Source organism: Dialister micraerophilus DSM 19965 (genome assembly GCF_000194985.1).
GTDB classification, from domain to species: domain Bacteria; phylum Bacillota; class Negativicutes; order Veillonellales; family Dialisteraceae; genus Dialister; species Dialister micraerophilus.
Map to the genome: position 1 here is coordinate 536,166 of NZ_GL878519.1, position 25,138 is coordinate 561,303.

Consider the following 25,138-nt stretch of genomic DNA (forward strand, 5'->3'; position numbering starts at 1 on the left):
CTTATTCCCCTTTCTTCATCGATGCAGCCTTTTCAATTGCTTCGTCAATGGTACCTACCATGTAGAAGGCACCTTCCGGCAAGTCGTCATGCTGTCCTGAGAGTATTTCTTTGAAACCTCTGATGGTTTCTTTCAAAGGTACATAACGTCCCGGAGAACCTGTAAATTGTTCCGCTACGAAGAAAGGTTGTGAGAGGAATCTCTGAATCTTTCTTGCACGTGCAACGATGACTTTGTCTTCGTCGGACAATTCTTCCATTCCCAAAATTGCAATGATGTCTTGCAATTCTTTGTATCTCTGAAGTATTGCCTGGACTCCACGTGCTACTTCGTAGTGTTCTTCACCCAAGGTATTGGGGTCAAGTATACGGCTTGTGGAATCGAGAGGATCCACTGCCGGATAAATTCCCAATTCTGCAATTGAACGGTTCAATACCGTTGTTGCGTCCAAGTGTGTAAATACTCCGGCCGGTGCCGGGTCTGTCAAGTCGTCTGCCGGTACGTATACCGCCTGAACGGATGTAATGGATCCGTCTTTTGTGGATGTAATACGTTCTTGCAGTTCACCTATGTCGGTTGCGAGTGTAGGCTGGTAACCTACGGCTGACGGCATACGTCCGAGCAATGCAGATACTTCTGAACCTGCTTGTACGAAACGGAATATGTTGTCGATAAAGAGCAACACGTCCTGTCCTTGTTTGTCACGGAAGTATTCAGACATTGTAAGTCCTGTCAGTGCAACACGCATACGTGCTCCCGGCGGTTCGTTCATCTGTCCGTATACCAATGCGGCTTTGGACAATACGCCGGATTCTTTCATTTCACCCCAAAGGTCGTTACCTTCACGGGTACGTTCACCTACTCCGCAGAATACTGAGCATCCTGAGTGTTCGGTTGCAACGTTGTGAATTAATTCCTGAATTAAGACCGTTTTACCTACGCCGGCACCGCCGAACAGACCGATCTTACCACCTTTTGCGTATGGTGCAATCAAGTCTACGACTTTTATACCGGTTTCGAAAATTTCAGCCGCCGGTGCCTGATCTTTAAATGCAGGCGCAACACGGTGAATCGGCCAATAATCAGACGCTTTTACTTCTTCAGTACCGTTGTCTACGGTTTGTCCCAATACGTTGAATATACGTCCGAGACATCCGTCACCTACCGGTACTGCAATTGCGCGTCCTGTATCTACGGCTTTCATTCCTCTGACCATGCCGTCGGTGGAACTCATTGCTACCGCACGAACGACACCGTCGCCCAAGTGCTGCATGGTTTCACAGATGACATCAACAGGAACATTGCCGTTTTCATCTTTTACGTGAATTGCGTTATAGATGGCAGGGAGTTCCTGATCGTCCTTAAAAGCAATATCGACAACTGCGCCGATTACTTGAACGACCTTACCCACCTGCCCCTCATGTTCATTTGCCATGAAGAAGCATTCCTCCTTCTTTGATTTAGTGCAGATTATTCAAGAGCTGCCGCACCGCCGACGATTTCGGAAATTTCGTTGGTAACTTGTGCCTGACGTGCTTTGTTGTACGTAAGGTTGAGTTCCGAGATTTTTTCCGCTGCATTGTCGGTAGCTGCGGACATTGCCGCCATACGGCTGCCCAGTTCGGATGCCGCTGATTGCAGCATCGCATTATAAACTTGCACTTGGATATACTGGGGAAGCAGTTTGGATAATACTTCCGAAGCGTTCGGAAGGAAAATATATGGTTCTTCTTCCTGAACTTCTTCCATTTCAATATTTTCCGGTGCTGCCGCCTCATGATCTTTCGGAACTTCTATAGGAAGCAAGCGAGAAACCATGACCTTCTGGCGAAGAGCCGTATAGAATTTAGTATAAATAATGTATACCTCATCTACTTCTTCATCTGAGAATTGCTGAATCATTTGTTCAGAAAGTTCTATAGAATTGTAAGCTTGAGGTTTGTCTGAAAAGCCGAAGTGGTAAGAATCCGTCTTGTATCCACGGAAATTCAGGTATTTTTTAGCCTGTTTTCCGCATACAAAGAGTTTGTATGTAGACGGATCTTTGCCGGAGATCTCCTGGATAGTGCGTTTCATAACGTTAGAGTTATAAGCGCCCGCCAATCCTTTGTCACCGCAAATTACCAAGTAACCAACTTTCTTGGATTCACGTACGTCTAGCAAAGGACTGTCGAAATCCGGGGTCGCCGAAGAAGCACGGCGCATAAGCTCTCCGATCTTTTCAGCATATGGAAGGGAGCCTTTTGCTTTTTCTTCTGCTTTACGCAGACGTGCAGCAGCTACCATCTTCATTGCTTTCGTAATCTGTTGGATGTTGGTGACAGATTTAATGCGCCCTTTTATATCACGCGTACTCTCCACTCAGATCACCCCTCTACCGTTTCAGACTGCTTTGCTGATTTTATTGCATTGTAACGTTCTTTGAATTCTGCAATTGCTTTACGCAAGTTTTCTTCCGTTTCTTCGATGAGTTTCTTTTCCGTGCGGATAGATTCTCCTACTTCCGGATGGTTTGTATGCATAAAGTCGAGTAATTGCTTTTCAAAGTTTACAACTTCATCAACTTCAATATCATCGAGATATCCTTTAACACCTACATATATAGCCATAACCTGGTCTTCTACCGGATATGGGTTATATTGCGGCTGTTTAAGAATTTCCGTTGTTCTTTGACCACGGTCGATTTGTGCCTTTGTTGCGGCATCAAGGTCGGAACCGAACTGCGCAAATGCAGCCAATTCACGGAATTGTGCCAAGTCAAGACGAAGTGTACCGGCAACTTTCTTCATCGCTTTGATTTGTGCGGATCCACCTACACGGGATACAGACAAACCTACGTTGATAGCCGGACGTACACCTGAGTAGAATAATCCTGTTTCAAGGAATATCTGACCGTCGGTAATAGAAATAACGTTTGTAGGAATATAAGCACCTACGTCACCTGCCAGTGTTTCGATAATCGGAAGTGCGGTAATGGAGCCGCCGCCCAATTCTTCGGACAAACGTGCAGCACGTTCCAACAATCTTGAGTGCAAGTAGAATACGTCACCCGGATAAGCTTCACGTCCCGGCGGACGACGAAGCAAGAGTGACATGGCACGATATGCAACAGCGTGCTTGGACAAGTCATCATAAATTATGAGAACATCTTTGCCCTGATGCATGAAGTGTTCCGCAATGGAAACACCTGAATACGGTGCCAAGTATTGCATCGGAGAACCTTCCGCAGCACCTGCGTGTACGATTACGGAGTAGTCCATTGCTCCTGCTTCTTTAAGTCTTTCATACACACGAACTACGTTGGAGTTCTTCTGTCCGATGGATACATATACACAAATTACATTTTGACCTTTCTGGTTCAAAATGGTGTCGATCGCAATAGCTGTTTTACCTGTACCGCGATCACCTATGATAAGTTCACGCTGGCCTCTGCCAATCGGAACCATCGAGTCAATACATTTAAGACCTGTTTGCAGCGGTACATTAACCGGCTGTCTTTCGGCAATGCCCGGTGCTTTAATTTCAATGTCACGATAAGCATCAGTTTTGATATCGCCTTTTCCGTCGATAGGCTGACCCAGGGAGTTGACAACACGGCCGATAACCGCATTGCCTACCGGCACCTGCATCAAGCGACCGGTTCTTTTTACCGTATCGCCTTCTTTAATGGTTTCGTGTTTACCTAAAAGAACGGCACCTACGTTGCTTTCTTCCAAGTTTAACGCCATACCATATACGCCATTCGGCAGCTCGAGCAATTCGCCGGCCATACAGTTTTCCAATCCATAAATATGGGTAATACCGTCACCGACTTCCAGAACTGTACCTATTTCATCAACATTGAGGTCTACTTTGTAGTTTTCAATCTGTTTTTTAATCACAGATATGATTTCATCTGAACTGATTTTCATTTCCTATAAGTCACCTCAACCTCACTGTATCATCATCGCTTTAAGTGCATTCAGCTGTCTAACTACAGAACCGTCAATCAATCGGTCCCCAACTTGAATTGTGAAACCTCCGATAAGTGCCGCATCAACTTTTTGCTTCAAAATGATTTTACAACCGAGCTGTGCTCCAAGTTTTTCTTTAATCATTTCCGCCTGTTCGTCTGTCAATGGAACGGCAGTTGTAACAATTGCCTCTTCCATTCCCAATCCGTGGCATGCCAAATTGTTATATATTTCCACCATATCACCGAAAAGATTCATATGTTCTTTATCAATGACTACATAGCAGAAATTCAGCACCAACGTTGAAACTTTGTCTGTAAATAGACTTTCTATAGTATTTTTCTTGATATTCTTTGCAAGAATAGGATGAGTCAGCAAATTTGAAAGTTCCGCGTTTTCCTTTAAGGTATCCGCAATCAATTTCAAATCGTTGCCAATCGATTCCAAACTCTGCGTTTCAGCGGCAATGTCATAGATAGCACGTCCGTACTTTTTTGCAAGGATTACGTTCTTATCCATAATCATTTACCCGATTTGACCGCACCCAATTTTGTGATGCTGTCTTCTATAATCCGGCCATTTTCTTCCGGAGTCATATTTTTGCTGATGATCTTCGCAGCAATATCGCAAGAAAGAACGGCAACCTGTGCTTTCAGATCATCAAGAGCATCCTTGCGTTCCCTTTCAATCTGTTTCGTTGCGTTTTCTTTTTCCTGCTCTATAGCGATATGAGCAGCCTCAATCTGTTCTTCAGCTTTGACTTTCGCTTCTTTTACCGCCTGAGTTACAATTTCCTGCGCTTTCGCCTGTGCGTTCCGGAGCTGTTCTTCATAACTGTCTTTCAACTTTGCCGCATCGGCTTTAGATGCAGCAGCTGAATCCAAGTCGTTTTGAATGCGCTGCTTACGCGCATCCAATACCTTAAGCATCGGCTTGTATGCAAAATGCCCCAAAATAGCGACGAGAATAATAAAGTTGAGGATCTGAATCAGCAGTGTACCATTAAGTTCTACCAATGAGCTCCCCTCCTTAGGCTAACAAATAAAATTGAATTAGCCGAGGAACGGGTTGGCGAATACAAGAACGATAGCGATAACTACTGCGATAATCGGAATAGATTCTACCAAACCGATAGCAACGAGCATGTTTGTGAAGAGCTGGCCTGCCAATTCCGGCTGACGAGTCATTCCGTCGATAGCACGTACTGCTACGCGGGAGTCACAAAAAGATGCACAAGCTGCTGCCACACAAGCAATGATAGTAGCTGCAATAAGAGAAAACTGAACAACAATTGTCTGATCCATGATAATAATTCCTCCTGAGAATTAAACTTTTTCTATTTTTACCGGATTTCGGCCGGCACCGTATTTCCTTTTACCGAAGGTACGGTTCGCGGTTTACTCGACACTCGATTTCAAATAAATCGACACGAGGGTGGTAAATATGTAAGACTGAATCAACCCCACGAAAAGGCTGAATGCAATCCAGATAATAGGTACTAACCACGGCGCCATGAAACACAAAATTTCAAGCAGAATTTCACCTGCCAAAATATTTCCGAACAGACGCATTGCCAATGTAATAGGCTTTGATATCTCTTCAACTACATTGATAACTACAAAGAACGGCATCGGTTGGAAAAAATGTTTAATCCAATGTCCAAATCCGCTGTTTTTAATTTTGAAGAAATGAACGAACAGCGATGATCCTATAGCCAGTCCCAATGTCGTATTTACATCGTTTGTAGGTGATGCCGTTAAATGTTCTGTCGGCAACAATCCTATTTCGTTTGCTACGAATATAAACATGAATAATGTAAGAAGTACATAAACTACTTGTCTGTAGTTTTTTCCCACATTCTTTTCAAACTGGTCGCAGAGTGCTTCAATAACAAATTCTACCGCATTTTGAATTCCGCTCGGAACCAATGCTCTTCCTCTACTTGCCATAAAGACAACAATGAAAACTATAATAGCTGTAAGCCATGTAGTAAAGAGAGTGTCCAAATTGACACCCATACCCAAAAATTGTGCAACAACGTGTGTACCCGTATGAAGATGCATAATCTCACCTCCTCCCTCTTACGAGAATGTCAAGAAAAGATTTATTTCTTAATAACATTGACCGCACGTTCAAATAATGACGCCAGCGGCAATGAAAGTAAGCCACCTATAAGACCGATTACGTTAAGCGGTGTATAGATTACAACTACCGCCGCTATTACAATCTCAAGTATAAATCTCAATCCGGCATAACCTGCAATTTTTTTACCTATTGCGGTCGGTTCTGCATCTTTCGATACCCATTTAAAGTATCGAATTCTCAATACATAGAAAAAAGCAGCATGGAAAAATGATCCTATTGCCCATGCAAGACCGGCTTTCCAACCCCATATAACTGTAATTAATGCAGTCCCGATAATAAGCATGCCGGTAAGCCAAATAATCATTCGCTTTGCATACATAGGGAAAGTCTGATCATACATCATTTGTCATTTCTTCTCCAACATCTGCTTTATTAATGATAATAGTCCTAAAATCGCACCGAAAACCGTTCCGAGCATTACGCCGAACGGTCCTGATGCCAAATATTTATCACAAGTATCTCCAAGCCAAAATCCTATAGCTATAAAAATCAAAAGTGTTATTCCCGCTGCCGCTGCAGATGCAACGATATGTACAGGATTGAATTCGGATTTTTTACCGCTTTCTTTTTTAACTTTTTGTTTCATAACCGTACCTATATTTGCAACTCGGCCGATAAATGTAATTTATACAAATTAAAGATTGTACGCAAACGGCATACAACTTCAATAAATAAGCATAATACCACTTACACATTCCCTATTGTATCATAAGAAATCTTACTTTGCTATAAATAAAGACGGTTTTTTATTACTTATTTTTTCTATATACAAGAGAGTTTGCACAATTCTTTGTGACGACTTTCCGTCTCCGTAGGGATTTACAGCTTCCGACATTTTGCGGTATTCATCTTGTAAGGTCAATAATTTATACGCTTCATTGTATATTTTATCTTCATCGGTTCCCACGAGCTTTACGGTACCGGCATTTATTGCTTCCGGTCGTTCGGTCGTATCACGAAGTACAAGTACGGGTTTACCCAAACTCGGCGCTTCTTCCTGTATTCCTCCCGAATCCGTCAAAACTATGTCGCATCTTGACATAAGGTTGGTAAACGGTTCATATTCCATAGGTTCAACGAGGTGTATATGAGGTATTCCCAAAAGTTCCTCTCTTACAGATTTTCTTACCAAAGGATTTCTGTGTACGGGAAATACTACTTCCGTATCCGGTACATCTTTCACGAGTCTTTTCAATGCACGATATACATGGTGCATCGGTGCACCCAAATTTTCTCTTCTATGTGTAGTCACAAGTATTACACGCTTATGTTCTTCTATGTTTTGTATTTCTTTATCTTCAAATTCGTAATCTTTTTTCACCGTATGAAAAAGTGCATCTATTACCGTATTTCCTACAACGAAAACGGTATCGGGATTCTTGCCTTCACGAAGGAGATTTGATTGTGCAAATTCCGTGGGTGCAAAGTGTATATTTGCAACAACTCCGGTCAATCTTCGATTTGCTTCTTCAGGAAACGGGGATCTCAAATTACCCGTACGAAGTCCAGCTTCCACATGTGCAACTTTTATTCCTTTGTAAAATGCTGCAAGTGCGGCGGAAAACGTTGTAGTCGTATCTCCATGTACGAGTACATAATCAGGTTTTTCTTTTTCAAGGACTTCTTCAAGTCCGCAAAGTACACGTGAAGTTATGTCGTACAAAGATTGACTTTTTTTCATTATGTCCAAGTCGTAATCTACCGGCAAATTAAATAAATCTACCACTTGGTCGAGCATTTCACGATGCTGTGCGGTTAAGCATACTTTTACATCGAATTCTTCATGTTTCAAAAGTTCTTTCACTACCGGTGCCATTTTTATAGCTTCCGGACGTGTGCCGAATATTGTCATAACCTTCACGACTTTTTTCCTCCGTTCGTTTCACATTCCTTTTTTTGATTTCTTTTACCGCTCATTACTCCCAATTTTTTTACCCATATAAGAAATAGAATCAGTGCAATCAACGCAAGCAATACACCTATCCACAAACTTAAATGTATAACGAGTAATGCAAAGCATGAGAAGAATGCCGTAAGCGCATACATTATCAAAACAACTTGTTTTTGACTCAAACCTTGCGCAAGTAATCTGTGGTGCAAATGATTTTTATCCGGTGAAAAAATCGGTACTCCGGACAATTTACGTCTTACAATCGCAAGAAGTGTATCCATAATAGGCACCGTAAGTGCGATAAGCGGCACCAAAAGTACTGCCATGGCGGCAGTTTTCACCGCTCCTATTACCGACACCGCAGCAATAACGTATCCCAAAAACATGGATCCGGTATCACCCATAAATATTTTTGCGGGATTGAAATTGTACTGCAAAAACGCTATACAAGATCCCGACATTGCAATCATTGCCGCCGCCGGTATCCATTGTCCCATTTGAAATGCCATCAACGCAATTGCAATGGATGCGATAGATGCGACTCCGGCAGCCAAACCGTCCAGTCCGTCAATCAAATTTACCGTATTTACAAATCCCACTATCCAAAATATGGTAAGAGGAACTGAAATAAATTCGGATAAATATATCATTCCGAAGTAAGGAAGTACCAACCATTTTATACTTACACCGAAAACACATACCAATACTGCCGCAGATATTACTTGTCCGGCCAACTTTACTTTTGCCGGCAATGAAAATTTATCATCCGATATACCCACAAGCACCAAAACGGTAGCACCTATAAGAATTCCCGTCATTTCATAAGTCAATCCTATGGTTGAAACAACGGAAACGACAAATCCCGCATATATCGCCAATCCACCCAAACGCGGTATCAAACCATGATGAACTTTTCTGGCATTCGGCTTATCTACTGCTCCCCACTTTACTGCAAGAGTCTTGACTAACGGTGTCAATACAAATGTAACCGCAAGTGCAGTAATGAAGGTCCATACATATGCCAAAATAACACCTCCAAAAAGTTTATGTATTTAAGTTTACGTCTTTATACTACCATACAAAATAAAAAGGGACATATATATTTTACATTACTCATGTTATTATACAATTATTGTCTACTTGTATCAAAGAAATATTAAGATTTATAATCGACTTATGACATAAGTCCATGATGATTTATAATGCAAATGGTATTACATTAATAAAACGTATAGAAAGAGCTTTAATTTTGAAAGAAAGAGCTTTAATTTTGAAAGAAGGAGCTTCAACTTTGAATTTTATAAAAAAACATCCATATATATGCTTGGGATTATTTTCACTTATAATTTTTTTACTCGGAAGTTACAATCTTCCCATAACCGATACGGTTGAGTCGAATTATGCTCAAACTGCAAAAGAAATGCTTATTGCAAAAGATTGGATATCACCGCAAATTTACGGAAGATATTGGTATGACAAACCGATTTTTTACTATTGGGAATTGATGATTTCATTTTCCGTATTCGGTTTTACGGAAATTGCGGCACGTATACCCGGAGCCGTTTTCGGTATGCTCGGAGTGCTTTTCACCTATAACTTCACTTCAAAAGTTTACAGTCGAAAAACGGGATTTCTTGCATCGTTTATTTTAATTTCGTCTTTTGAAATGTCGCTTTTAACTCATTCGGTACTTACCGATGTAACGCTGTTTTTGTTTATGAGTATGTCGGTAGCGTATTTTTACTTGGGTTATACACAAAACAAAAATTATTATTACTTGTGCTACATTACCGCTGCACTCTCGACTTTGACAAAAGGTCCTGTCGGACTTGCACTTCCGGGACTTGCTTGTGTAATCTTCCTTTTGTACAAAAAAGATATTAAAGAACTTCTCAAGGTAAAACTCATCTTCGGAATAATTCTTTTCTTGATTATTACATCAAGTTGGTACGGAACAATGTACGGTATACACGGAAACGATTTCCTGCTTAATTTCTTCGGAGTTCATAATTACCTTCGTGCGACGGTTTCCGAGCATCCTGCACAGAATGTATGGTACTTCTACATACTTATGTTCTTTGTCGGATTTGCACCTTGGAGCTTTTTCCTTGTATACAAAATGTACAAAAAATATAGAGAAAAAACTCTTTCTTTCAAAAAATCTGACAGTTTATTTCAGCTTTTGATAATTTATTCCGTTGTTGTTTTTGCATTTTTCCAATGTATAGCTACAAAGTATACGACTTATACATTCCCGATGTTGTTTGCACTTTCCATAATGACGGCAAAATTATACACTTCGAATTTCAAAAAAATAATAAATGTCTCCGTTGTTTTTTCCGTAATTTATACTTTACTTTTAATTTTTGCTGCACCGCCTTACATGGCCATGAACGCCGGCAAAGCAACGGGAGAATTTCTGAAGTTTGAAGCTTCATACGAAAAACCCGTTTACTTTTATGAAAATTACAGTACAAGTATGGTTTTTTACAGTGACAGAAAAATATATTCCACTGTCGAGGATAACGAGTTTGAAGATGTAAAACCCGGAAAATTGGATTGGAACGCAAAAAATGTTATGCCTCTTATAAAAAAGAGTACGGCATTAAACGACAAAGATTGCTACATAATCACGAAAAATAAAAAAATCGATAAATTCAAAAATGAAATAAGTAAAATAAAGGGTGCGAATATACAAATTGTAAAAAGTGATGCAAGTTATACAATTTGGCACAAAACACAGAAATAAAAAAAGAGATGACTTTGCAAAATGATACCTTATCGAATATGACGGTATATCAAATCGCATTGTCATCTTTTTTCATGATTTCATTTTTTCATTTTTTCATATGTTTCATAATCCCGATAAACTCTCTTGTCTATAGGATCGTAGTGCAAATCGGTTTCTTTCATAAATTCTATTATTTTGTACATGTTTACATGTATGTTGTAGTAGTCGGCCAAAAGACGATGAAGTTCTTCAAGGGAAATATATTTTCTGACTGAAAGCAGTACGGAAAGCATGTCCGACATTCTTATCTTTTCACGTCCTCTGTAAAACAGACGTGTTTTACCCATTCTTCTGCACGAGAAATGTTCGTAATCTTCAGCAAGTATGGATACATAGAACCAATATCCGAATCCCGCATCGTCAATTTTGTGCGTAAATCCGTCTTTACGAAGTGATGTTACGGTGAAAAATTCTCCCGGTTTTACTTTTTCCGCTACCGCATTGCAATAGTCTTTCAATGTGTCTTTTGTTATTCCTTTTTCTTCCAATTTCCTTATATTTATGTATTTATGCGGTTCAAATTCAATTATTTCATATTTTGCACAAATGTCATAAAGTGTCGATATAAATGTCACGCAATTTCTTATGTGTCTGTTCAAATTGCCGATGTCTATTATATCGTCTTTCGTAAGCATGTGTTTGAAATAACTCAATGCCGAATCGTATGTATTTTTTATAATGTAACCCGTATATACTTTAAATCCCAGCGTTTTTAATGTATACGGATTTATCGCAGATATACTTTTATACGGAAATTGAGATTTGTATATTTGTTTTACTTCGAGTATCGCATAGCAATCTTGAGTAAGAAGTTCTTTCATCTTTTCAAATTCTTCATGAGGTAAATTGTCTGCCGACAATGTATAAATACCGTCATAAAAATAATCGTCAAAGTTCTTCATGTAACTTCCTATTACCGTTTCAGCTTTTACACCGTATTGCTTTTCATACATTTTTGCAAAATCTTTTACCGAAATCGGTGCATATTGCAAAAGCATTTCCAATACTTGATTGTCGGTATTGGGATTTCCGAATTCCATTGTGGGCATTCTCCCGAATTTTATATATGTATTTTCTTTCGGGATTATCTTTTTGAGTAAATTATGAAATTCGTATTCATCATGTATATCGTATCTTCCCATGAGTTTAGGATAGTCATTTATAAATTTCAAAGTCGACAGTTCCACGTCTTCGTATTGCTCCAAATCCAATGTGTCGAATAAATCTTCATAATCTTGTCCGGCTATATCGTAATATCTGAAACTCTTTCCCTGATTCCATAAAACGTAATTGCATTCACTCAATTGATTTATATATGCTCTGTCCTCTATCCAAAGCGCCGTTTCGTTATCTATACCGTTTTCCTTTAAAAAATTCATGTATATTTCACGAAATTTGTCAAACCTCGTTTGTTCTTTGCAATACTTTTTCACTACGTACTTGACAAGTTCCGGACGATTTTTTCTTATTGCGGTCGCACCTATTCTTACATAATCTTTGTAAATTACGGGTTCGAGCATTTTTTTCATTTGCTGAGGTATGTTTTCGTCAAAAAGAATTTCTTCGTCCAGTTCTTTTTTGTCGCCGTTTTTTACTCCGCATATGGTTTTCAAGTACATATACGTTTCTACCGGTTCGGAAAACGCTTCACAAAATTCGTCTTCATTTATATGGTAATTTTCGTAAAGGTAAATATATTTGTTTTCTTTTACATCCGGAAAACCTGAAATTACCTTGCTTACTATTTGTCTTACACGTTCTCGTGTAAGATCGAATTCTTTTGCAACATCCTCAAGCGTTTTTCCGGAGAAACGGCTACGCACTATTTCTTTTGTCCTCTGTTTCGGTATTTTATCCAAAATTTCCGAAAAGGAAGGTAAGTAAAGACATATTTTCCCTTTTTCAAAGCAAATTATTTTCCCTTTTTCCATATTTTTCAAAATATCTTCCATAATTTCCGTTTTTTGCAGACATGCCGGAATTATTTCAAATATTTCGCTTTTACTTGCATAATGATTTCTTTTCAGGAAAAATATTATTTTGCCGTTCAAAAACATTTTTATCGGCTCATATTCGATAAGCGATTTCAAAAATGTTTTTTCATCGTATCTGTTTGTGATGAATATGTGCAGAAGTTGCAATACTGCTACATTTTTATTTCGATTTACATACGGTACAAGTTCTTCAATTATACGGTTTAAAATTTTGTAATTTTTGAGAAGGAATTTCGCTTCTTCCGAGGTGGCTTTATCGTATAAATCTCTCGACTCCAATGTTTTGTAAAAGAAGTCCCACATGCTTTTATATTTCGCTATTCCCAGTGAATATATTTCAGATATGGATTTGTCCCACAGTTGGGTATAAAGAAATATATTTTTTTCGCAGAGTTTTTCTTTCATCTCGTCATCGAAGTCGCCTGCGCTTATAAGTAAATTTTCTTTCCTTATATTTTCATCTTTTTCAGATCTGCACTTCGTTTTTTCTTTTATGTCCAACGTACCTTTGTCTATAAGTATAAATTTGGAATTATCGCCCGTTTCAAGTTCTTTGAGAACTCTTTCCACTTCTTCCACACTGAGGCGTCCCATTCCGTAAATCATACTTAAATCATTGTTTTTGGCATATTCAATTAAACTTCCTATTGTATGAACTTCCGCTCGTCTTAAACAGTTGTTTGTTCTTGTCGAAAGCTCCAATACATCTATAAAATCATCTTTTGTTATGAATTTCATTTCCATTCTCCAAATAATTTTATTTCCGTTCTGCGAATAATTACTTTCCCGTATATTTATTCATCTTTATAATAGAACTTTAACTAAATTACGTCAAGAATGTAAATATTTCATTTTTCAGGTAAAGAAAAAACGACCCCGAGGGTCGTTTTTTTCACTAGGAGTGTAAAAAATAAAGGGAGTTAGAAAGGAGTGAGATTTATGATTGGGATTTCATAATCTCTTAACGGATTTTGTCCGTCTTTCTCTAAAAGCGTGGTTTTCCATCGCTTCCGAATTCATTATAACAAATTTAAGTGCATTTGAAAAGTCTTTTCAGAATATTTTTTAATAATAAATAAAATTTTAATTTTATTTCTATTTTCAAGTTGTTTAAGCTTTTATTTTAGCTTATACCTAAATGTGTTTTATTTCATTTTTTCGAATGCGTCTTGCGCCGCTTCAAGGAATTGTTTGTAGGATATTGTTGCGCCGGATATTCCGTCCACTTTTGAAATTTCCTGTTTCTGCAAAAGTGCTTGTGCGTATTCACCGTTTGCTTTTACTGCCGCTTGCGCTTTGTTGTAGAATGCTTTGTTTTCTATTTCTCCGTTTGTTTTTCCGTAGTCTTCACCTTTTACGGTTCCGTCTTTTTGTATTCCTTCAAATTGCACATCGGCTATTTTGTGATCTTTTATGGTTACTGTGAGTTTTCCTATTCCGCCTCTGTTGTCCGGTGAGCTGGTTCCCGTATATGTTCCGTCTTTTGCTTTTTCAAGTATTTCTTTTGTATTGTTCAATACATTTTTTTCATTTTCGTTTTCAGGTTTTGCGGAGTCGTTGTTTCCGCATCCTGCGCTTGCAATTGCAAGTGCGCTTGCCATCAACAAAAGTGTGTATTTTTTCATTCGTTTTCTCTCGCTTTCCTCATATGTCCATGTTCGATTATTACTTTGTGTTTTGCCGCTCTTCCCACTTCGTCGGAGTGTGTAACGGTAATAATCGTATGTCCTTCGGCATTGAGTTCACGGAATATTTCCATTACAAGTTCCTGATTTTTTTCATCAAGGTTTCCTGTAGGTTCGTCCGCCAAAAGCAATACGGGGTAATTTATCAATGCTCTTGCTATACATACACGTTGTTGTTCTCCTCCGGACAGTTCTCGCGGTAAGTGGTCGGCTCTGTCTTTGAGTCCTACTCTTTCGAGTACTTCCAACGCTTCCTGTTTGTCGGGTACGCTGTGATAGTATTGTGCAACCATCAGATTTTCGACTGCTGTAAGGTACGGTATAAGGTGAAATTGTTGAAATACCATTCCTATTTTGTCTCGCCTTATACGTGTAAGTTCATCCGTTGTAACGTCACGCAGATTTATTCCGTCAAGTATTACTTCTCCCGATGTTGCTCTGTCCATGCAACCTATTATGTTCATAAGAGTTGTTTTTCCCGATCCTGACGGTCCCATGATTGCAAGCCAGTCGCCTTTTTCAACTGTCAAATTTACTTCTTTAAGTGCCGGCACTTTCCCTCCATATAGCATGGATACGTCTTTTAATTGTAATAAACTCATATTTTCTCCTTATTCACCTCGTAAAACTATCGCCGGTTCTATTTTTACCGCAGTTCTTACCGGTATAAGACTTGCCAGTGATGTAATCAATATGGAAATTATTATTGAAAATATCGCCACGCTGAATGAAAATCCTATTTCTCTTCCGAATACGTTCATTCCTACCGCTTGTGCAAATATATATCCGCATGCGGTTCCTACTATTCCTCCGAAGAGTCCGAGCATTCCGCTTTCGCCCAAAAATTCAAACGCTATATTTTTGTTGCTTGCTCCGAGTGCTTTTTTCAGTCCGATTTCTTTTCTTCTTTCGGATACCACTTCAGTCATTGTAGTGCCTACGCATACCAATGTAAGGAGCAGTACGACAAGGGTTACCAAAAGTACCAATGCTTGCAGTTTTGCCAGCACCGCAGCTTCCGAGCCTGCAATTTGTTTAACTATTTGTGATTGTACTTCTTTATCTTGCGAATGAAGTTTGTTTTCAAATGCTTGCAGTTTGCTTTCGTCTGCCACTACAGATACTTGTACAACGCTTACTTGTCCTTCTTTTTCCGTCATTTGTTGAAGTATCGGAAGGTCGACATATGCAAATTGTTCTTCTTTACCGCCCGTTCTTACTATTCCGCTTACGGTAAATTTTTCTTCCACGTTTCCGTCATGTGTGCTTACTATTAAAGTGTCTCCGATTTTTGAACGGTATTTTTGTGCTATGTCGTTTCCGAGAAGTATTTCTTTGCTGCCTTTTTTAGGCATTTTACCTTCTATTTGCCAGTACGGACTGACTTTCTTCAAAACGTCGAAGTCCGTTCCGCCCGTAAGTACGGGACTTTCATTTATTTTAAGTCTTTCGTATAGGAACGGTGATGCTCCTACAAGTTCTTTTTTATCCAAGAGTTTATATATTTCAGCAAGTTTGCTTTGATCGAATGTCTTTTTTCCGTCTGCCGGTATTAAAAGCAGGTTCGCACCGTAAGCACGAAATTCCCTTCCCATTTGTTCGGGTACTTCTTTGTATACCGTCATCATTCCGGATATTATTGTCGCTCCGATTGCAACTGCAAGGAGTGCAATGAACATACGCAATTTTCTTCGCATCAATGCATTAGTTACCAAAACCAAGTACATTTTAAGTTTCTTTATATTCATTTCATCACCTGCCATGCAATACATTTGCCGGACGTAATTTGAGTATCATACGGATTGCGGGCAAACTTCCCAATAAAATCATAAATACAAGAAGTAAAAATAAAATAGGAATGACTCCGCGATTTACAGCGATTGCGGAGTTGAATACCGCATGTCCGATAATTTGTGCAAATCCCAGTCCTACTATGTATCCGACAACTGCTCCTACAAGTCCCGCTATAAAAATTTCCGTCAGTACATATATTGCAACAGCTCTGTCTGTAGCTCCGAGTGCTTTCAAAAGTCCGAGTTCACGACTTCTTTCCATAATGTTTGCGCTTACAAGGTTTGATACTCCCATTGTTGCGGAAAGAAGTGAAAGTATTGTAATCAGCAACATGAGCATTTCGGTTTTGTTCAATATTTTACCTTCGGATTCCGCTATTTGTCGTACGGGTCTTGCTACCGAGTCGGGTATTACTTCTTCTATTTGGAAAGCTATGGATCCCACGTATGCCGTACAGTACCACACTTCGTATTCTTTCAACGACAGACTTTTCGGGTTTGCCGCAGCTTTTCTTGCCAAATCGTTTTCCGGTGTGGTTATCGCACTTACCGTTATGGAGTCCACTTTCCCTTCAAGTCCCAACATTTTTTGTACTGCGGGAAGTTGTGCGACAATTTCTCCGTCTTCTTCGCCGCCGCCGTTTACTATTCCTACGACTTTCAATTTTTCTTCTCCGCCTTTTCCTTGGCATGAAAGTTCGTCACCGTTTTTAATATTCATTTTATCGGCGAGTTTTTTCCCGACAAGTACTTCGGAGGGATTGTTTTCGCTCGGCCAACTTCCGGATACTTGCCACCATGATTTCATATATTGTTCACCTGTGGAAAATATATCGTCGGTAGGAAGTACCATGTTGTGGTCGAACCATGTTCCCGTAACGGGAACTTCATTATTTCCTTTGAGTGTTACTTTCCCGTTAAGATGCGGAGAAAGTGCCACAATATTATTTGCCCAGAAAATCGTTTTCAAACTTCCTATTGCCGAATCGGGCAAGTATTCTTTCGGTGCTTTTTCATCGTCAAGTCCGTATATGTCTTTGAGTATCGATGAATTTTTGGGTGTTACGGTAATGTTTGCGCCGAATGCTTTGAGTTCCTGATTTACTTTACTTCCTACGTCAAACATTACATTAAGCATCGCTGTAGCAAGCGATATACCCAGTGCAACCGTCAATGCCACGAAAAGAAGTTGTCTTCCCTGTCTTAACATGGCATTTTTCACCATTTGCCAAAACACTGTTTTCTCCTTTCTTTAACGGAAGTATTTTTCACCTTCGTCCAATAAATTTTGCTCTATTTGTAAATTACCGTCATTTACCGAGTATTTAAGAGGAATGGGGTTACATCCGCCCTTCATTCCTATTGTGGACTTGTTCATAACTACGTCACAGAGTTTACATACTATTTGTCCTTCACGTTCAATGTAACCGGTAGCTCCGCAAATTTCACATGCGTCAAATCCTACACCGTATGCCGAGCCGCCTTTCAGTACAACTATAAATCTTACCGCCGTACCTTTTTGCGTGTGATATGCAAATCTGTGCAAGTGTCCGTCATTTACTTTGCTTAGCGGTATCGACACGACATTGTTTACGGCTGTTACGTTTACTGCCGGAACAAGTTCTTCTTTTTTGTGCGCATACATATTTCCGACACTTGAAATCAAAATCATTGCGACAAGATATACAACCATGGCTTTGCCCCATCTCTTCTTATGTATGTCGGATGCAATGACTTTTCTGTATTGTGCCGGATTTTCATTATCTTTACGTGCCGGCCTTTTTTGAAGAAAGAGTGCAAAAGGTACTGCAAATGCAACTGCAAAAACTATAAATACAAATTGCGATTGATGATCTATGAGCGGACCCATTATGTTTATGAGTTTTTGCAAAGGAAGTATGTTTCTTGCCATCAATATTTGTACTATGTATACAATTTGCTGGAAAAGAAGTGCCGCCGTTTGAATTGCAAATACGACATAGAGTCTTTTACTTCTCAAGGAACGTGCGGAACGATAAACAAAAATCGAACCCATCCATGCAAATAAAAGTCCTACAACCGCTCCCAAAATTTTTATTGCAGTTTCAATTGAAACAATTACTTCGGCAGTGGTTACAGTCGTCACCGGCACAATCAAAATTTCCATTCCGTAATACAGGAAAAGTGATACGACCGTAAGCATTATGGAATTTCTGAACAATTCCTTTCTTAATTCACTTACAGTTTCCGATCTCAAAAATTGCAGCAGCAGTACTTCACCGCAAATTGCCGTAAATGCCGTTATTCCTTCAAAAACTTCACGACTTACGGCAGTTCTCGTACCTTGTTTTACCGCCATAATGAAAATCGAACCCCAAAATCCCCAGTATGCAGCTTTTTTAAAGTAACGTACAAATCGACCTTTTTCACGATTGTCAAGCATTGCCGCCAATACGGAAAGCGGTATCAGAAGTGCTATACCGTGTTCCATGACAGGTATTAATTGTCTCAAAAACAATTGCAACATTTGCATTCGAGGTTTCCTTTCAAATAAATAACCGACCGAGGGTTTCCCCGCCGGTCGGCTGAATTTCAATTCGGAAAAAACGTTTTCTCCGTCCGGCAAAAATTACCAGTGACGCGGAACGTAGTTAAATACCCACTTCATAACTACCGGTTCTTTCCAAAAATGTCCTTCTACTCCTGTTTCTTTGTCTACATGGAGCAAGTAATTTTGTCTTTCAGGACTGTCGATTGTAAATTCACAGTCGTATGTTCCGGCACCCAACATTTTCACGTTTGCACCGTAGTGCGGACCGTCATCTGCACTCATCGGCATGAATACACCTTCAATCGATTCTCCTGTTTCCTGTTTCGTCATTTTGTAATGAACCGTAAGGTACGGTATCCATTCACCTACACCGAAGCCGCATTCATTGCCTTCCGTTGCGTGAATATCGGTTTCTATATGTATATCGGCTTTGTCCGGCGGAAGTTGAGATGTTGCCGGTTCCATTTGTACCGGTTGGAAGTAAACGAGTGCTACTTTGAAATGATTTTCGGGGCTTTCTTGTTCATCTCCGATAGGATATTCCTGAAAACCTGCAGCCATAACGGATGCACCTGTCATAGTAAGAGCAGTTGCCATTGCGGCAGCCAATAATTTCTTGTACATTTTAAACCTCCTGTTACATCATTTTTTGATGTAAAATTAAATATTTTTATTACGACGTTTTCTTACAAAATGCGTAATAAGACCTGAAAGTAATATAACAATCTGTATACCTACGGTTTCATAAGTCGGATACAAACCCAACCAGTCTGCATTCGGGAAATACTCCCATGCTATAACAGATTGCGGTATAATGCCGGCTTCCTGTAATTCGCTTACTCCTCCACCGGCAAATGCTACGGCCATGATGAACATCAAAAGGCTCGTAACTATAAAGAACGGTCGCAAAGGTATACGTACCAAACCTTTACGGATTACAGCAAATATAATCAAAAGCAGAATACATCCCGTACCGAATCCGAACCAAATCATTTCGGTATCTCCGCTCGAGTTGTTGAACAGTGCCTGATAGAACAGAATTACTTCGGCACCTTCACGATACACTGCAAGGAATGCTGCAATACCCAATGCTCTTGCGTGTTTGGAAGTTATACTGTGATTAATCATATTTTCAATGTATTTCTTCCATTCTCTCGCTTCGGATTTTCCGCTCATCCATATACTTACGGACAAGAGTACGCATACGGCCACGAGTCCCGTTATACCTTCGATAAGTTCCTGATTTGCTCCTGCGGCAAACTTATCCATAAGTTCCGAGAATATATAGGCGGTTATAAAACTTGCAACCACAGCACCTATGGAATAATTATATACCATTCCCATGTACTTCGTATTTCCGGATTTCTGAAGGTAGGCGATAATTGCGACAAGCATCAAAATCGCTTCCATACCTTCACGTAAAAGCAGAAGTAATGACGTAAAGAACGATGCCCAACGTCCTCCTGCGACATTTTTGTTTTCAAGAGTGATCACATCGGATTTAATCATTGTGAGCAAAGTTTCGGCTTCACTCTTTACCGATGCTTCACCTTGGTCTTCTCTTATAGCTTTTTTCAATTTTGAAAATTGATATTCGGTCAAATTCGCATTTTTTGATGCAATTGTGGAACGTATCGCTTTTTCAAGTCCGTCTTTTTCATATACTCCGTAGTAAGTGTCGTTGACGGTTTTTTTCGAACCTTCAAGGTCACCCGATGCATATTGCTCTACGGAAGTGTGTATCATACTGTCTATATGATCATATATTTGTTCCCAATCTTGAGATGCTCTTGACGAGAAAGGCACTAAAACCAATGATGTCGCAAAAATTACGGCAAACAATATTTTCTTTATCAAGTCGCACATCCTTTCCATATTTAATCGGAGTATTTACGTTCATTTATTTGCCTTGCTATATTCGGTCTGTTAAATGAAATTGAAATAACTCTCGTAACTTCCATAGGCTCACCGTTTTCATCAAGTGCCGGCTTGAATCTCCATCGCATTAACGTATTTTTCAATAAATAATCCGATATTTCATTCCCTGAACTTTTTACAATATCAACATGTAAAACCGAACCTGCGGAATCTATATAAAGCACAAAATCAACAACTTTGAAATCCACCGATAAATCTTCATTAATAATTTTTTCTATCAAAAAATCACTCAATACATTATCTTTTACATTCAATAAAATCGGCGATCTTCCTTTCCGGTACTCTTCCATTTTCTCTTCGAAAATTATTTTATCAGACTTCGAAGTTTCTTTATGTTTTTTTATTCCGTTAAAAGGAAAGGAAATCATCTTTACACATTCCATGGGTTTACCGTTTTCATCAAGTGCCGGCTTGAACTTCCATTTTCTTGCCGAAAGTTCAGTAATAGTGTCATAAGATTTATTACCGGAACTCCTTATGATTTCTGTCTTATATACATTACCGTCTTTACCTATGTATGCGGCAACAATAATAGTTCCATTATAAGGAATCAAATCTTTCGGCGGGAAGAAATATGAAATCGTTATCGGAGGTTCACCCATTTGAGGTTTCTTATGAGCTTCAGATGCACGAGCGGAAAAAGGAAGCATAAGCAAAGACAATATGAAACATACTGTAAACAATAATTTCTTTATCACATCGCACATCCTTTCCATATTTAATCGGAGTATTTACGTTCATTTATTTGCCTTGCTATATTCGGTCTGTTAAATGAAATTGAAATAATTCTGGTAACTTCCATAGGCTCACCGTTTTCATCAAGTGCAGGCTTGAATCTCCATTTTCTTGCCGCAGACATTGCTATTTCATCATAACTGCGTTTACCTGATGTAACTGCAATACTCGTTTTGTGAATCAATCCGTCCTTGCCGATTGTCGCAGATACACGTATACGTCCCTTGAAAGGAATAAGATTGTTCGGCGGATAAAAATCTTCTATAAGTTTCGGAGGTGTACCTATTTGAGGTTTTCCGCCTCCACGACCGTTTCCGCCGCTGCCGCCTCCTTCAGTGCCTTTTCCTATAATAATTAAACTTGAAACTTTCTTTGTCGAGTCTTTTTTTGCTTGTTTTACCTGCTCTTCAAGCTGAGCGATTGCATCGGCTTCGTTATCTGCAATAATAGGACTTGTTTCAGTATCTTCGGCATTCTCTTCGGACGAATCCAATACTTCGTCATCGGACTCGTCATAATTCATGACGTCACCCGCATTGTCTTCTGAAGTAGTGCTTTCACCTATTTCCTTGTTTATGGCTTTATCATCCTCATTTTGAGGTGCGCCGACTCCCGTTCCGTCGCCTTCGCCGGTACCTTCACCTTCACCGTTTCCCCATCCGGGGCCTTCATATCCTGTCGGAAGATCTTCAAGCATTATTGCGTCATCCGAAACTTTGGCAGATGAAAAATCCAAAAGCGGTACGACAAATGTCAGAACCGACCACAATATGAAATGCACAATGAGCGAAACTACAAAGCATAATCGCCAATTTGCCGAATACTTCATTTCTTATCAGCCTTCACTTCCGTTGCGAGTGAAATATGCTTGGCACCCGATTGCTTCAAAGCATCAAGCACTTTCGTCACATCATCATAGTTCGTACTCTTGTCGGCACGAAGTACAAATACAACTTCAGGATTTTCGGAAATATTTTTCTTCATACGTTGAACCACATCTTGGGACGGAGAGGTATCTTTATCATAATAAACTTCTCCGTTGTCCAGTACCGTTACGGGAATAACCTCGGGTTTCGTTTCACGTTTCGATGCGGACGCTTGAGGCAAATTTACCGACATTGTATTAAGTTCGGTCATATACATTGTCGCCATCATGAAGAACACGAGAAGAAAAAGCATAATATCTATCATCGGAACGATAATTATCGACGGTTCTTTCACTTTGTGAAAATTACGTTTACCAAACATGATTAACCTCTCTTTCTTACTTCAGAAAGAAGAACGGCTCCTGTTTTTTCCATTATCGTAAGTGCATTATCCATGCGTGAAGCAAAATACGTGTGAACTGCAAGTGAAAAAACGGCAACGATCAATCCGAAAGCCGTAGCTGTAAGCGCTTCACCTATACCTCCGGTAATCGCCATAGGCTGTCCGGCTTGCAAATTGAAAATCTGAAATGAATTTATCATACCAAAAATGGTACCCAAAAGTCCGAGCAAAGGTGAAAGTGTGACAATTGCGGAAAGATAATTCAAGCCTCTTCTGAACTGTGCCGCCAAAGCGGTATATGTACGATCCAAAGCAAGTTCCGCATCATATCCGTTCAAAACCGCTTTTGCGGTTTCATTCACCATAATAACCGCCACATTGTTGTATATAAGTGAACTTTGCATAATTTCTTCCCAAGATTTGCCGGAAAGAATTTTCTCCAAATTGTCGGTATAAGGTACAATACCTTTCAAAGCTTTTCTATAAAACATAAAACGTTCCGCCAAAATCGCTATCGTGCATATAGATGCAAGAAGCAACAAGTACATGACGAAACCGCCTTTTTGAAATAATTCTATAATTTCCACTTACTACACCCCTTTTATAAATCAAGTAATATTTTTTCCGAATTATCGGAAATCACATTACAGTAATCATACAGATTTTTCGTAACAAAAACTTCAAACTTGTCAGTTATCAAAATCGCTTCCATACCCTTGCATTTTTTAAGCATTCTTTTTGAAAAGTCCAATCCTCCGGCAAGCAGCGCAGAAGATGTCAAGGGAAAATCGCAAATTCCGTCATATACCAATGTCGCACTTAAAAGCGGCACTCTTTTTTCATTGTTTACTGAAAAAATATGACTCTGAAATAAATCGTCCTTCTTTATAAAACGTCTGTAATCTCCGGAAGTTTCGACCGTATTCCAAGATGCAAGGACAACGGAAGCAATCAAATTATTTCTTCTGCGAGGATGTTGTATACCGATACGCCAATCACTTCCGTCCGGTTTTTTCCCTACGGTAGAAATATCGCCTCCGCAATCAATTATAATTCCTTCAAGCTTCTTTTTTCTGCAGAAATTTGCAGCTTGATGAATTGCATATTCTTTTGCAATACCGCCCAAATCAAGCGACATGCCTTTATTCTCAAGAAATACGGAATTTCCGTCAATCAGTATATTGCGATAATCTACAAGGCTCCATGCCTTTTGTATTTCTTTTTCGGTCGGAACATATTCACTTTCACTTCCTATATTCCACAATGATGACATTGCACCGATTGAAGGATCGAAAACTCCGTTTGTAAATTCTGCAACTTGCATGGATTTTTTTATAATTTTCATGCAAGTTTGTGAAACTTTTACGGAGCAGATTCCGGAATTTTCATTTATTCGTGAAATTTCGCTTTCTTTCAAAAATCTGCTGCACACAGATTCAATATCTCCGAAAATTTTTCGTATGTGCAACGATACATCGCAAGGGATTTCATTTTCGGATCTTACTTGCAAAAATGTCCCCATCGCTTCACCGGATTCTACATGCAATATTGCCTCCCGAAAATAATTGTCCTTTTATCTATCCGATTTTTGATAATATTCTGATAATATTTTTATAAAACTAAAATATGTGCTTTAGTTATTTTACAAAACAAAAAAAACATGTCAATAATGATTATCATTTAGATTATCAATTACGAAAATTGTTTAATAATTCAAGTATGTTAGAATAAAAAAGAAAGGAGTTTCATATGCTTACAGCTTACGAGTCTATCGAAAAACTTACAAAGCAAAATACCGAAATAAAAAAATCTTTATTCATTGCACAAATCGCTCCCGTAAACAGTGAAAAGGAAGCGCAAGATTTCATACTTTCAGTTAAAAAAAATATGCGTGACGCCACTCACAATTGTTCGGCTTATCGTATCGGGATAAAACAAATTGCGGAACGTTCAAGCGATGACGGTGAACCTCAAGGTACCGCCGGCCATCCGATGCTTCACGTTTTACAGACAAATAATCTTACAAATGTGGTTGCAACCGTCACAAGGTATTTCGGAGGAATAAAACTCGGTGCCGGAGGATTGACACGTGCTTACTCATCTTCACTTGCAAATGCACTCAACGACTCGAAAATTATACGATTTACTCCGCATCAAAAAATTATTCTTACCGTAAACTACACTTTTGTCGGTGCGTTTGAAAATTACATAAAAGATACGGACATTATAGTCACCGACAGACTGTTTACAGATAAAGTGAAAATTTCTATGTTGTGTTTGACGGAAAATTCGGATAAACATATTGAATTTTTTACAAATATGACAAGCGGAACCGCAATTATCGAAACTCCAAACGAAGAATACGTAAAGCTTCCGTTATAATGTTTCCTTTCACAATATTAAATAGACAAATA

Annotated in this window: 26 protein-coding genes; 2 read left to right on the plus strand and 24 right to left on the minus strand. The window is 39.2% G+C overall.

Annotated features, from left to right (window positions below; genetic code table 11):
* Position 1: 1 nt before the first annotated feature.
* The 11 genes from atpD to HMPREF9083_RS02700 form a co-directional block, all read right to left on the minus strand.
* Positions 2-1,435, minus strand: a complete 1,434-nt coding sequence (atpD, locus tag HMPREF9083_RS02650) for a F0F1 ATP synthase subunit beta (protein WP_007555846.1) — start codon at positions 1,433-1,435, stop codon at positions 2-4.
* Positions 1,436-1,470: 35 nt separating this feature from the next.
* Positions 1,471-2,361 (minus strand): ATP synthase F1 subunit gamma, encoded by an 891-nt coding sequence (gene atpG, locus HMPREF9083_RS02655; protein ID WP_007555847.1) that lies wholly within the window; start codon positions 2,359-2,361, stop codon positions 1,471-1,473.
* Positions 2,362-2,366: 5 nt separating this feature from the next.
* On the minus strand, positions 2,367-3,911 hold the full coding sequence (gene atpA / locus HMPREF9083_RS02660; protein WP_007555848.1) for a F0F1 ATP synthase subunit alpha: 1,545 nt from the start codon (positions 3,909-3,911) through the stop codon (positions 2,367-2,369).
* 21 nt (positions 3,912-3,932) lie between these two features.
* Positions 3,933-4,472, minus strand: a complete 540-nt coding sequence (gene atpH, locus HMPREF9083_RS02665; RefSeq protein ID WP_245526166.1) for an ATP synthase F1 subunit delta — start codon at positions 4,470-4,472, stop codon at positions 3,933-3,935.
* 2 nt (positions 4,473-4,474) lie between these two features.
* Positions 4,475-4,969 (minus strand): F0F1 ATP synthase subunit B, encoded by a 495-nt coding sequence (gene atpF, locus HMPREF9083_RS02670; protein WP_007553731.1) that lies wholly within the window; start codon positions 4,967-4,969, stop codon positions 4,475-4,477.
* Between the two features lie 36 nt (positions 4,970-5,005).
* Positions 5,006-5,257, minus strand: coding sequence for an ATP synthase F0 subunit C (gene atpE / locus HMPREF9083_RS02675; RefSeq protein WP_007553698.1), 252 nt, complete (start codon positions 5,255-5,257; stop codon positions 5,006-5,008).
* 93 nt (positions 5,258-5,350) lie between these two features.
* On the minus strand, positions 5,351-6,016 hold the full coding sequence (atpB, locus tag HMPREF9083_RS02680; RefSeq protein WP_007553795.1) for a F0F1 ATP synthase subunit A: 666 nt from the start codon (positions 6,014-6,016) through the stop codon (positions 5,351-5,353).
* Between the two features lie 41 nt (positions 6,017-6,057).
* Positions 6,058-6,441, minus strand: coding sequence for an ATP synthase subunit I (locus HMPREF9083_RS02685; RefSeq protein WP_007555850.1), 384 nt, complete (start codon positions 6,439-6,441; stop codon positions 6,058-6,060).
* Between the two features lie 3 nt (positions 6,442-6,444).
* Positions 6,445-6,684, minus strand: a complete 240-nt coding sequence (locus tag HMPREF9083_RS02690; protein ID WP_007553628.1) for an AtpZ/AtpI family protein — start codon at positions 6,682-6,684, stop codon at positions 6,445-6,447.
* Positions 6,685-6,816: 132 nt separating this feature from the next.
* The gene (wecB, locus tag HMPREF9083_RS02695) at positions 6,817-7,959 is read right to left on the minus strand and encodes a non-hydrolyzing UDP-N-acetylglucosamine 2-epimerase (protein ID WP_007555851.1); all 1,143 of its coding nucleotides are present in this window, start codon (positions 7,957-7,959) and stop codon (positions 6,817-6,819) included.
* Positions 7,956-9,014, minus strand: coding sequence for a glycosyltransferase family 4 protein (locus tag HMPREF9083_RS02700; protein ID WP_007555852.1), 1,059 nt, complete (start codon positions 9,012-9,014; stop codon positions 7,956-7,958). Before HMPREF9083_RS02700 ends, wecB begins: the two co-directional genes overlap by 4 nt.
* Before the next feature lie 164 nt (positions 9,015-9,178).
* Here HMPREF9083_RS02700 and HMPREF9083_RS02705 point away from each other — a divergent pair, with 164 nt between their 5' ends.
* Positions 9,179-10,738: an ArnT family glycosyltransferase gene (locus HMPREF9083_RS02705; RefSeq protein ID WP_007555853.1), complete on the plus strand. Its 1,560-nt coding sequence runs from the start codon at positions 9,179-9,181 to the stop codon at positions 10,736-10,738.
* 80 nt (positions 10,739-10,818) lie between these two features.
* Here HMPREF9083_RS02705 and HMPREF9083_RS02710 read toward each other — a convergent pair whose 3' ends face one another.
* From HMPREF9083_RS02710 to HMPREF9083_RS02770, 13 genes are all read right to left on the minus strand, one after another.
* Entirely contained in the window at positions 10,819-13,512 is a 2,694-nt protein-coding gene (locus HMPREF9083_RS02710; protein WP_155800571.1) for a DNA-directed RNA polymerase subunit alpha C-terminal domain-containing protein, read from the minus strand.
* A 407-nt stretch (positions 13,513-13,919) separates the two neighbouring features.
* Positions 13,920-14,399 carry an FMN-binding protein gene (locus HMPREF9083_RS02715; protein ID WP_007553606.1) on the minus strand — a complete coding sequence of 160 codons (480 nt, stop codon included), beginning with the start codon at positions 14,397-14,399 and terminating at the stop codon, positions 13,920-13,922.
* Positions 14,396-15,061 (minus strand): ABC transporter ATP-binding protein, encoded by a 666-nt coding sequence (locus tag HMPREF9083_RS02720; protein ID WP_007553765.1) that lies wholly within the window; start codon positions 15,059-15,061, stop codon positions 14,396-14,398. Before HMPREF9083_RS02720 ends, HMPREF9083_RS02715 begins: the two co-directional genes overlap by 4 nt.
* Positions 15,062-15,070: 9 nt before the next feature.
* Positions 15,071-16,207 carry an ABC transporter permease gene (locus HMPREF9083_RS02725; RefSeq protein ID WP_174249861.1) on the minus strand — a complete coding sequence of 379 codons (1,137 nt, stop codon included), beginning with the start codon at positions 16,205-16,207 and terminating at the stop codon, positions 15,071-15,073.
* A 4-nt stretch (positions 16,208-16,211) separates the two neighbouring features.
* Positions 16,212-17,489 carry an ABC transporter permease gene (locus HMPREF9083_RS02730; protein ID WP_007555856.1) on the minus strand — a complete coding sequence of 426 codons (1,278 nt, stop codon included), beginning with the start codon at positions 17,487-17,489 and terminating at the stop codon, positions 16,212-16,214.
* Between the two features lie 15 nt (positions 17,490-17,504).
* A complete protein-coding gene (locus HMPREF9083_RS02735) occupies positions 17,505-18,764 on the minus strand; it encodes a DUF2318 domain-containing protein (protein WP_256998182.1) in 1,260 nt (419 codons plus the stop codon).
* A 96-nt stretch (positions 18,765-18,860) separates the two neighbouring features.
* The gene (locus HMPREF9083_RS02740) at positions 18,861-19,406 is read right to left on the minus strand and encodes an iron transporter (protein WP_007553681.1); all 546 of its coding nucleotides are present in this window, start codon (positions 19,404-19,406) and stop codon (positions 18,861-18,863) included.
* Positions 19,407-19,442: 36 nt separating this feature from the next.
* Positions 19,443-20,639: an FTR1 family iron permease gene (locus HMPREF9083_RS02745; protein ID WP_155800574.1), complete on the minus strand. Its 1,197-nt coding sequence runs from the start codon at positions 20,637-20,639 to the stop codon at positions 19,443-19,445.
* Between the two features lie 20 nt (positions 20,640-20,659).
* Positions 20,660-21,418 carry an energy transducer TonB gene (locus tag HMPREF9083_RS06130; protein ID WP_155800577.1) on the minus strand — a complete coding sequence of 253 codons (759 nt, stop codon included), beginning with the start codon at positions 21,416-21,418 and terminating at the stop codon, positions 20,660-20,662.
* A 20-nt stretch (positions 21,419-21,438) separates the two neighbouring features.
* Positions 21,439-22,284: an energy transducer TonB gene (locus HMPREF9083_RS02755; RefSeq protein ID WP_007555861.1), complete on the minus strand. Its 846-nt coding sequence runs from the start codon at positions 22,282-22,284 to the stop codon at positions 21,439-21,441.
* Complete coding sequence (locus HMPREF9083_RS02760; RefSeq protein ID WP_007553623.1) at positions 22,281-22,703, minus strand: ExbD/TolR family protein; 423 nt, start codon at positions 22,701-22,703, stop codon at positions 22,281-22,283. Before HMPREF9083_RS02760 ends, HMPREF9083_RS02755 begins: the two co-directional genes overlap by 4 nt.
* 2 nt (positions 22,704-22,705) lie before the next feature.
* Positions 22,706-23,311 (minus strand): MotA/TolQ/ExbB proton channel family protein, encoded by a 606-nt coding sequence (locus tag HMPREF9083_RS02765; protein WP_007555862.1) that lies wholly within the window; start codon positions 23,309-23,311, stop codon positions 22,706-22,708.
* A 14-nt stretch (positions 23,312-23,325) separates the two neighbouring features.
* A complete protein-coding gene (locus tag HMPREF9083_RS02770; RefSeq protein ID WP_007555863.1) occupies positions 23,326-24,270 on the minus strand; it encodes an FAD:protein FMN transferase in 945 nt (314 codons plus the stop codon).
* A gap of 203 nt (positions 24,271-24,473) precedes the next feature.
* On the opposite strand from HMPREF9083_RS02770, the gene HMPREF9083_RS02775 reads away from it, so the two are divergent.
* Positions 24,474-25,106, plus strand: a complete 633-nt coding sequence (locus HMPREF9083_RS02775; RefSeq protein ID WP_007555864.1) for a YigZ family protein — start codon at positions 24,474-24,476, stop codon at positions 25,104-25,106.
* Positions 25,107-25,138: the final 32 nt, after the last annotated feature.

Coding starts and splice junctions, on each gene's coding strand:
- atpD (WP_007555846.1), bottom strand. CDS start 1,435: ATGGCAAATGAACATGAGGGGCAGGTGGGTAAGGTCGTTCAAGTAATC.
- atpA (WP_007555848.1), bottom strand. CDS start 3,911: ATGAAAATCAGTTCAGATGAAATCATATCTGTGATTAAAAAACAGATT.
- atpH (WP_245526166.1), bottom strand. CDS start 4,472: ATGGATAAGAACGTAATCCTTGCAAAAAAGTACGGACGTGCTATCTAT.
- atpE (WP_007553698.1), bottom strand. CDS start 5,257: ATGGATCAGACAATTGTTGTTCAGTTTTCTCTTATTGCAGCTACTATC.
- atpB (WP_007553795.1), bottom strand. CDS start 6,016: ATGCATCTTCATACGGGTACACACGTTGTTGCACAATTTTTGGGTATG.
- HMPREF9083_RS02685 (WP_007555850.1), bottom strand. CDS start 6,441: ATGATGTATGATCAGACTTTCCCTATGTATGCAAAGCGAATGATTATT.
- HMPREF9083_RS02690 (WP_007553628.1), bottom strand. CDS start 6,684: ATGAAACAAAAAGTTAAAAAAGAAAGCGGTAAAAAATCCGAATTCAAT.
- HMPREF9083_RS02705 (WP_007555853.1), top strand. CDS start 9,179: ATGATGATTTATAATGCAAATGGTATTACATTAATAAAACGTATAGAA.
- HMPREF9083_RS02710 (WP_155800571.1), bottom strand. CDS start 13,512: ATGAAATTCATAACAAAAGATGATTTTATAGATGTATTGGAGCTTTCG.
- HMPREF9083_RS02715 (WP_007553606.1), bottom strand. CDS start 14,399: ATGAAAAAATACACACTTTTGTTGATGGCAAGCGCACTTGCAATTGCA.
- HMPREF9083_RS02720 (WP_007553765.1), bottom strand. CDS start 15,061: ATGAGTTTATTACAATTAAAAGACGTATCCATGCTATATGGAGGGAAA.
- HMPREF9083_RS02725 (WP_174249861.1), bottom strand. CDS start 16,207: ATGAATATAAAGAAACTTAAAATGTACTTGGTTTTGGTAACTAATGCA.
- HMPREF9083_RS02735 (WP_256998182.1), bottom strand. CDS start 18,764: ATGCAAATGTTGCAATTGTTTTTGAGACAATTAATACCTGTCATGGAA.
- HMPREF9083_RS02740 (WP_007553681.1), bottom strand. CDS start 19,406: ATGTACAAGAAATTATTGGCTGCCGCAATGGCAACTGCTCTTACTATG.
- HMPREF9083_RS02755 (WP_007555861.1), bottom strand. CDS start 22,284: ATGAAGTATTCGGCAAATTGGCGATTATGCTTTGTAGTTTCGCTCATT.
- HMPREF9083_RS02760 (WP_007553623.1), bottom strand. CDS start 22,703: ATGTTTGGTAAACGTAATTTTCACAAAGTGAAAGAACCGTCGATAATT.
- HMPREF9083_RS02775 (WP_007555864.1), top strand. CDS start 24,474: ATGCTTACAGCTTACGAGTCTATCGAAAAACTTACAAAGCAAAATACC.